Genomic DNA, 8,404 nt, shown 5'->3' on the forward strand with positions numbered 1-8,404 from the left:
GCTTCTGCTTCTCAGTTACACCCAGATATCGCTCCAAGGCTGCCAAAGTTCGATGCCCCGATATCTCCTGTATGTGGCGCAACGGTATCCCGGCATCGCTCATCCTGGTTAACGCAGTCCTCCGAAAGCTGTGTGTACTTACGCCCTCAATGCCCAGCCGCACACAGGTATCTCTGAGGATTTTGTCAGCGCTGACCTTGTGAATATGTAACAACCCATGCCGCCCCGGAAACAAAAACTCTTTGCGGCGATTGGGATTGTACTCTTCTAAATACTGCTTGAGCTTGGGATGCACTTGGATTTCCCTTGTGTCTCGCTTGCCTTTGGTGTTGACGCTGCGTAGTACTAACACACCTCTGACACCGTTGCTGCCAAACACATCTTTCACGGCTAAAGTGCAAGCTTCATTGATCCGGCAGGCAGCATAAAGGCACACGCCGAATAAAGCGCGATCGCGCGGGTTGACAAAGCCCTCGTTAAATAGGAGATTGATTTGATTGGGTGTAAGGATTTCTGCCCTGCCGAACCGGTTTATTTTCATAGGGTCTAGCCTACATGGTCTTTGAGTAGAAACACAATGTAAACGCCTGGAAACCTATCTATTTCGTGAGCGATGACACGCGCTTAACCCAGGCTTATGAATCAGCCGGACAGGACGAACGCTACAACCCGCATTATCTCGTTGGCTGATAAAATTAGCTTATGTTTGCAACGCGATTACCACTTGCAGGTATGATCCACACCAATAGGATCTGCTCATGTTGGGGCTGGTCTGAGTTGTCTATACTCGCTTCTGTACGCCTGCAAGATAAATCGTTGCTATCAAAACCGATATCAATTTTCTCTCCACCAGCGTCTACACTATGTCTAGACGGAAATCAAATGTAAATAAAATTTACCTCTCTTGTGCTGCGGGGGACATTTCATGCTAATGTCTGACTGGTTTTATAGGAAATTTCATATAATATGGAAGATGATGAGGATATTATAGAAATTCCTTTACGACCTCTGGTTTGGATGGGAGACTCTCTCAAAAATATCCGCTCATTTCCAGAAGAGGTGCGTGCATCAGTAGGCTATGCACTGCAATTGGTGCAAGCAGGGGAAACACCAATGGATGCCAAGCCTTTTAAACGGGTTGGGAGTGGGGTGTATGAAATCGTCAAACGCTACGATACCGATACTTACAGGGCCGTCTATGCGGTAAAGATTGCAGAGAGAATTTATATCCTGCACGCTTTTCAAAAAAAATCAAAGCAGGGTATTAAAACTCCACAGGCTGATGTTGATCTGATTAAACAACGCTATAAGGACGCGGTAGCCAGGGAGAAACAACAATGACACAGGAACCAGTTTTTGAAGAAAGCAGTGGCAATGTATTCGCTGACCTCGGTTTGGAGAATGCTTCGGAACTTTTTACACGGGGCAAGATAGGGATTCAGGTACTACGCCTTTTGAAACAACGCAACCTGAAACAACGCGAAATCAGCGAACTTCTTGGCATTCCGCAGCCAGAAGTATCTCATTTGATGAAAGGAGAGTTTCAACGGTTCAGCGAGGGAAAACTGCTCATTTTCCTCAAGCGACTTGATACGGAAATCACCTTACATCTTCGCCCTCGTCACGCGCAGGGCGAATCTACTGAAACTGTGATATCGCTATAGGGAAGGATGGAAGCCTGAAAATTTCTTAATTCTTACGGTACATAACCCTGTTTTGTCAATCTGGGGGAAGCTAATCCCTGTAAGGCTATCGTCAATTATTCATAGAGCAAGGTATATGTAGCAATAGATTGGTAATCTACTTCAGGTAATTTGTTGTGTTGACACCTCAACTGCCTGTAATTAATTTCACAGTAATAAGGATGATAAACTAGGTTATTCTTTGCAATGAACTTAGTTCCCTCCCAACGAACAATATCAAGACTAAACAGACCATTGATCTTTGGAATTTTCACCCTCATTTTATTCTCACTTAAGACAAGTTCTGCATCGTCAGGGCCTCCAGACTTAGATTGTCCCCATTGTACCCAGTCAACTTTATATTTTATAGAAATGGCTTGGTTTAAAGGAAAACCTAGTTCAGTTAACTTATCTTTTGGAATAGAAGAACAACTAGTACATAAACTTAAAAAAATCAGAATACTGAGAGGCAGAAATATACTTTTCATCGAGGTTGAAGTGCTACTGTATTCTTAGTAAGCCCAAAATCAAAAATAAAATTTAGCTACGTTTTCAAATTCAGCCTTTTTGTAACCGCCGCACTCAAACACGCCTAATGCCATTACTGAGCTATAAATTCAAAACCTGATACAAATAAGGTTGTTTTGTACTGAGGTGAGCCTACAAACAATAATTCCCCACGCCATTAAGCCAGACTATGAGGCGATACGCTCACGCACCCTTAGCAAACTAAGGAAATGTTTCTCAAAGATTAATCATCAAAATCAATTGGCTGACCGTTAAAATGCTTGTGAATGCTTTCAGGAGTCAACCAAGCTGGAATTGTCACCTTTTTATCTACTTCTGCATCACCAAGAGAATTATTTAAACCGTTAATCGTTGCCACCTTTAAAGGTGTCTTACCATCTGCTGTTTTGCGGTCAATTTGAATAGTTCCTCTGGCTCTACCTTTGGCTGTTCCATCACTGCCACCTACGGCGGTATTAGTGAAGAAATGGGCAATACAGACTAATCTTTCTTCAGCTTTTCTAGGGTCACTAAGAGATGCTTTAACAAACTTTTTGGCAGGCTCCTTTGTGATGTCTGACTCAGAATAGTTAGTGAATTCATCAACTAGTAACTGTTGCGGTCGCTTTTCAGGTTGATTATTAATTCTGTCTAGCCAGCGTGAACGAGCATCATCAAAAGCAAGTCCAATCTCTTCTTCTGTTTGCGCTATCAACTGAGGGCTTAAGTATCTCCATGCGTTTCTGAGATTTTCCCCGGAGTGCGCGTCTATCAGCTGATACAAGGGCATATCAAACAGATATTCTCTAAGCATCACAATTGACGCTGCTAGAGTTGATTTACCACTTCCGGCTTCTCCTAGCACCCAAACGGGCTTTTGATTGTCGATAATCTTCCACAGCCATCCATCCTCATGAGCTTTGAGCGCTTCTATCAGTTGGTTTGCTCGTTGTTGATCAACTGATTGCTGATTGTCACTGTCTGCGATCGCTCCCTTGGTTTTGCCCTCAATCTTGCTGCGTTCTTGTTCAGCTTTCGCCCTGTCTCGCAAATTCTCAGCAATGGTTTTATCCATCACAGAATGATTAACAGCACGGGCTTTCATAAAGTCCTCTAGCTGAATTCGAGCCTTGGCGCGTTCGTTTTCCTCATCGGTTAGCCCCAATTCTTTACGAGAATGAACGTCTAGGTCAGTTAATCCATCTTTTAAGCGTTCAGTATAAAGCTGGGTCGAATGTTGCTTAACTTCACGTTTGTACTTATTATGCTGCCAAGTTGCATAGTCGTAAGTCTTTTCGAGTTCGCCCAGTTCATAATCCGTGCGCTTGAGGCGTTGCGAACGCACGAGCAAACAACCCACGACACCCCATAGCCCAATAACCGCAATCCCATATCCTAACAACTGATTAGGGTTATCTGTGGGCAAATCACGCACCCATTGAATTGCATCACCCTTGTAGGGAATGATGCTGCCATACAATCCGTAGCGCTGCCATTCTTCAGTCAGGACAAAACGCGGCTGGTTGCAAAAACGCTTATCCAAAGCTATTTGGCTGTGTACGCCGTTTGCTGACCTTGGGCAGAACTGAATCTGTGTCAAATCGTAGGGCTGACGTGTTTGCGATGTTGCTAGCCCGATGATTGCGGCTACACCACACACACCAGCCAGTGCTAACTCGAAAACACCTTGTTTCATTCCCGCCCCTTAAAAATAATTGCAATAGAGCCAATGAATAAAGCCAACGCGACTGCAATACTTACCCAAGGGTCTGATTGCGGGTTCTGTTTTTCAATGGTTTGGATGTCTTGGCTAATCTGCGTGACTGTTTCTTTAGTCAAATTCTCAAAATATTGATGGTCTTTGACTGCTAACCAAGTTGTGATACCTGCAAACACCAAGCCCCCAGCAGTTTTTATAAGATTTTGCATATTATCTACCTCTAGTCCGTCACTGTTGTAATTAACTCTCAAGCCCGTTAGCCCAGCCAGAGAGCCAACGCTGCATATAGAAAACGAGAGCGAAATTGCCAACCAGAGATTAACGCCACCGCCAGTTATTAAGAGATATTTAGCTATAAAGAATCCCGTAGAGTTTAGCGACCAACCGACAAAGAATCGAGTCAATTTTTCAGTTGTATTGATAACATCTTTACGGTGCTGCTTGCGTGATTCCAGGTGTTCTATTAAGTCTTTTGGTAACGGCGTATCTGGGGCGATTTCGCTTACTACTTCTTCTTGATCATCTTCAATGTCGTATGTCATATTAACATCAGAGTATTTCTCGAACCCGTCAGCGAACGGCTAAAGTTACTGACGGGTTTATTTATTAGAAACCTATTAGGGCATCCTTGATTTTTTGTACAATTGAGCGCCCCGCATATTGTTTTTTCGGCTTGAAATCATCACGAGCGTTATCACCCATTTCTAAGTAATACTTGCCCAGTTCTCTATCATGTTGTAGGTCAATTGTTTGTTGTCTAATGTCTGTCTGCAATTCTGCCTGCAACATTTTATATTCGCCATCAACTTGCATCATGTGTTTATCCACCCAAGCCTTGAGCAATAGATGGTCTGTTGCTTGTTGATGGCGCAGCGCTTCTTTCTCCTTGGATGAAGTGAAATCAAGCTTCATCTCTTCTAGGATGTTAGCTAGATGAGTATCAGCTAAAATCGCTGACTGTACTGCTCTTTCAATCTTCTCGCCGCTAACACCTGCTTGTTTGTAGATGTCGCTAAGGACTATGTTTAAGTCCTCAGTCCCCTTGATAGCAGCTAACATCTGTTCTCTAACCTGTGGGGCGAATTCGCTAATCTTCGCCCCGTCATTACCCATTTGTCCTATCAGCTTCAGGGCTGATTTATCACCTGTTAGCGCTCTAACTACTAAGTTAGTAGATGCGTTAAATTTAGTTTTTAATTGGCGCTCTAGGTGGCGTGATTTGGAAGTTACCAGATTTTTTAGCTTCATTGAACTTTTCACAGCGATATTCCTTTGATGGGGTAAATATTTGGTTGCAGTGATACTCCATTCGCCTTACATATTGCTCAATAGCTAACTTCCGTTTGAGATATTGCTGATAGCTTGATTGCTCTAGCATTGGCAGATACAAGCAGCTATACAAGGGTAAAATCACAGCAGCGAGTGCAGTTAAACTAACAGCAATTCTTGAGAAGTAGCTCATTCTCACCCACCGAATACCCAAGCACTCAAGCAGCGTCAAGTTATCGCTATTGAGCCGCCTTGAGCCTTGCGAGGATTGAGAATTGGGTGCTTTTAATGTTTTGGCGGATGACTCCCATATCTGCTTTGATGTCTCCTGAAAAGTTGTTAACCTTTTGGTTCAATCTAGAAGCTCTGTTGGTTACGTGTTCTCGCAAGTCTTGGGCGTTAGTTTCAAATGATTGCTCAATGACATCAAATTTCTGATCAACGTAGTTCTTGATTGCAGCCGTTACAGTACTGATGAATTGGCTGTAGTCGGTAAAAGTGTCGTCAACCTCGGATGCAATGCTCAATGTTTCTTGTTCGGTTAATTCAAACCCCAGCGCCGATGATTGGGCTGTTACAATCTGACGCTTATCTTCACTAGTTACAGTGATGCTGTTAATCTCTGGTTCGGCAACTGCAAGCTGATTAGATTCAACTTCAGGCTGTGCATCTTCTGACCCTACTAAAAACGTTTCTTCAACGGGTTCATCAATTACAGATAATTGGCTTGTCGATTTGACTTTGAGATAGTCAACGGCTTGGCTCAATTGCTCTTTGGTGGGATTGTCAAGGTCATCGCACTCGACAGCGATCGCTGCTGACGTGTAATCGTCTTTGGTAAATCCTTGATAACCCTGTTTGTACAAACGAGCGCGGACATTGTTAGTAAATTTGTCAGACATGGTGATTGCTCCTTATAGGGCTAGTGTTAAAACTGAGATCGTTGCGGATTTCATCGGTTGCGGTCGTCTGTTGATTGCCCATTTAGCAGCAACAAACGCAACAAGGGCTAAATCCTTGCAGTGGTAAGTATTTTCAGCTTTAAAAGATAGTCCGGCTTTTTCAAACCAGTAGTAACGAGTGCTGCGCGGTACGTCTATAAGATTGATTTTGAGATAGTCTGCAAGAATTTCTAAAAACTGTCTGCCTGAGTAGTGAGCATCTAACTCATAGAAATGTCTAAATGCTTGCCAGCGTTCCGTAAACCCCTCACCACGACCCGTAAAACTGCCATAACGCCGTTTTAGTCCAGCGAAACCTTCAACTATCTTTTGAGCATCAACTGCCTGTACTTCAAAACTAAAGTGTTGCTTTAAGGTTGCTACCACTCGATACCAAGTAATATCAGCAATCTGTTTGTTTAACTCGCGCTCGTAAATCTGTTTCAACTGGCGATACTTAGCTATATACTCTTTCGTCGCCACATTTTCTCCTGGTTAATGCTTAAGTGTGTATAAAATTAACTGCCATTCCAGATAAGTCCAAGGTATTTGATATATGTAATTAGCTGAATCCAGTTATTTGATATCAGCAGTTAGCTGACGACTATCAATAACCTTGGAAAATAAATCTGACAAATCACAACAGACTTACTGTTCATCGGCTATAACCACGTAATAACAAGGTTTGTCAGCTTTTAAGACTTACTGACACTTTCTCGTTTACCCCCACGAATACGCCCCTTTTGGACTAGTTGACGCGCTTGTACCAAAGCCTTTGTCCGCGACGCGCGGTAGTATCTGTTACCAAGGGTTAGAACAAACTCAACTGTATTGAGTTGTGATTTATCTCTGCTGTGTGCTGTTTATATAAGCTCGGCACTTCGTAGCAGCGTCTTAGCACCTTGTCACGATTGAGCTTTAAGTCAGCGCTCTTAGATTGACGCGGTAAAGGACGGAAATAATATTGTGTGTGTCTGATACTGTCGTTGCTATAGAGATAGCGATAGAGAGCGCCATCGATACTGTAGGTTTTGGATTTGCTTAGGAGGGTTACACATCCAACAAGCTCTTTATCAATCATCTTTCCCATCTCCCGCAACACACGCGCCTGTCAAGCTTGCACCCAGGAAGACGGCGATAGAGGCGATGGCGCTTCCTTCAAAAATTTTGGCGTTGTAAATCCATGTGGGTTGATATTCCTCCCCTCTACTTTCTTCAATCCGGTCAAACCCGTGACAAAAGATAGAACCAACTACCATAAAACTAGTAGTTACCAAGCTCACAATTGCTACTGATGACGCTCCATTAAGTATGAATGAGTTAATCTTTTCACGCCAAGTTTTCACACGGCGAATGTGCATTACTGGCTTCTGTTCTAGATATGAATGCCACTCTTGATCAGTAAAATTTGTGGGCTTGTAATCATAAGATTCGTGTTCGTCAAGTAGTTCGCCCACTGCTTGAATTGCATCTCCCAGCATCACATCTGGGGAGTATTCCAGTTGGCTGAATTCTTCAGAATCTCGGATTTCTCTGAGCCAGCGATCTATTGCTTCTAACCTTCGTAATTGATTTTGATTAAGCATTACTCTCTCAAAAGGTAGTTCGTTGATTGCTTCTAAGTTGCGTAAATTGATATGCATGAATCCTCTGTCCTAATGCAGACACGCACAATTACCGCGACCGTTGAAAATGAACGGACGCAATGCAGATATTGCTGTGAATAGTTGAATGCTCTCAAAACAGCGCTTGCAACCCTTGCAACCCTCAAAAGGAAGTCGCCTTAGCGTTTTGCGCTTGGGTCTTACTTGCGTCTGCCTTAAGTTATTGACGTATCGATAACCTTGACACTAATATAGTAAGTGAAGTTAAGCAAAGTGTCAACACTTCACTTACAATAATTGCAAATAGCTTAGAAGTGGTATTTAATAGCTCCATAAAGCATACTTTCTATGCGTAATGGCTACAAAAAAACCACGATTAACAATTTATATGGCATCACAGGAATTATTAGACGACCTACAAGCAATTGCCGATGAGCAACAACGATCAGTTTCCAATCTTGCTAGCATCGCACTTGCGGATTGGATAGCTCAATATAAAGAACAAAAAAAAGAGAACAAATAAAATTATCGACTCAGAGCAAACAAAAGGCGATCGCGTATAATGTTGACCCTGAAAGACCCACCAAGCGATTTTCAACTCCCGCCGCACAACGAAGCGGCATTAGAGATGATTAGGGAGGCGAAAGACTATGCTTCCACTCAAGCTCTAGCGGCTGGTGG

General features: G+C 43.0%; 12 protein-coding genes. 3 read left to right on the plus strand and 9 right to left on the minus strand.

Annotation, left to right across the window (positions count from 1 at the left end; translation table 11 throughout):
• On the minus strand, positions 1–541 hold a 541-nt coding region (locus VB732_RS34645; protein WP_323235339.1), incomplete at its 3' end, for a site-specific integrase.
• Positions 542–966: 425 nt separating this feature from the next.
• Between VB732_RS34645 and VB732_RS34650 the strand changes: the two genes are divergently transcribed.
• Both VB732_RS34650 and VB732_RS34655 read left to right on the plus strand, forming a co-directional pair.
• Positions 967–1,341 carry a type II toxin-antitoxin system RelE/ParE family toxin gene (locus tag VB732_RS34650; protein WP_323235340.1) on the plus strand — a complete coding sequence of 125 codons (375 nt, stop codon included), beginning with the start codon at positions 967–969 and terminating at the stop codon, positions 1,339–1,341.
• Positions 1,338–1,664, plus strand: coding sequence for a helix-turn-helix domain-containing protein (locus VB732_RS34655; RefSeq protein WP_323235341.1), 327 nt, complete (start codon positions 1,338–1,340; stop codon positions 1,662–1,664). The genes VB732_RS34650 and VB732_RS34655 overlap by 4 nt, the downstream gene beginning before the upstream one ends.
• A 95-nt stretch (positions 1,665–1,759) precedes the next feature.
• On the opposite strand, the gene VB732_RS34660 is transcribed toward VB732_RS34655, so the two are convergent.
• The 8 genes from VB732_RS34660 to VB732_RS34695 form a co-directional block, all read right to left on the minus strand.
• Entirely contained in the window at positions 1,760–2,170 is a 411-nt protein-coding gene (locus VB732_RS34660) for a hypothetical protein (RefSeq protein WP_323235342.1), read from the minus strand.
• A 263-nt stretch (positions 2,171–2,433) separates the two neighbouring features.
• Positions 2,434–3,885: a hypothetical protein gene (locus VB732_RS34665; protein WP_323235343.1), complete on the minus strand. Its 1,452-nt coding sequence runs from the start codon at positions 3,883–3,885 to the stop codon at positions 2,434–2,436.
• Positions 3,882–4,451: a hypothetical protein gene (locus VB732_RS34670; RefSeq protein WP_323235344.1), complete on the minus strand. Its 570-nt coding sequence runs from the start codon at positions 4,449–4,451 to the stop codon at positions 3,882–3,884. The genes VB732_RS34665 and VB732_RS34670 overlap by 4 nt, the downstream gene beginning before the upstream one ends.
• A 64-nt stretch (positions 4,452–4,515) precedes the next feature.
• Complete coding sequence (locus tag VB732_RS34675; RefSeq protein WP_069071948.1) at positions 4,516–5,157, minus strand: hypothetical protein; 642 nt, start codon at positions 5,155–5,157, stop codon at positions 4,516–4,518.
• Positions 5,096–5,371, minus strand: coding sequence for a hypothetical protein (locus VB732_RS34680; RefSeq protein WP_323235345.1), 276 nt, complete (start codon positions 5,369–5,371; stop codon positions 5,096–5,098). The genes VB732_RS34675 and VB732_RS34680 overlap by 62 nt, the downstream gene beginning before the upstream one ends.
• Positions 5,372–5,417: 46 nt before the next feature.
• Positions 5,418–6,080: a hypothetical protein gene (locus tag VB732_RS34685; protein WP_323235346.1), complete on the minus strand. Its 663-nt coding sequence runs from the start codon at positions 6,078–6,080 to the stop codon at positions 5,418–5,420.
• A 12-nt stretch (positions 6,081–6,092) separates the two neighbouring features.
• On the minus strand, positions 6,093–6,602 hold the full coding sequence (locus tag VB732_RS34690) for a hypothetical protein (RefSeq protein ID WP_323235347.1): 510 nt from the start codon (positions 6,600–6,602) through the stop codon (positions 6,093–6,095).
• Between the two features lie 590 nt (positions 6,603–7,192).
• Positions 7,193–7,762: a hypothetical protein gene (locus VB732_RS34695; RefSeq protein WP_323235348.1), complete on the minus strand. Its 570-nt coding sequence runs from the start codon at positions 7,760–7,762 to the stop codon at positions 7,193–7,195.
• A 316-nt stretch (positions 7,763–8,078) separates the two neighbouring features.
• Here VB732_RS34695 and VB732_RS34700 point away from each other — a divergent pair, with 316 nt between their 5' ends.
• Positions 8,079–8,246 carry a ribbon-helix-helix domain-containing protein gene (locus VB732_RS34700; protein WP_158680648.1) on the plus strand — a complete coding sequence of 56 codons (168 nt, stop codon included), beginning with the start codon at positions 8,079–8,081 and terminating at the stop codon, positions 8,244–8,246.
• Positions 8,247–8,404 lie beyond the last annotated feature (158 nt).

The sequence above is a fragment of the Nostoc sp. UHCC 0252 genome, assembly GCF_034931145.1.
Taxonomy (GTDB): domain Bacteria; phylum Cyanobacteriota; class Cyanobacteriia; order Cyanobacteriales; family Nostocaceae; genus Nostoc.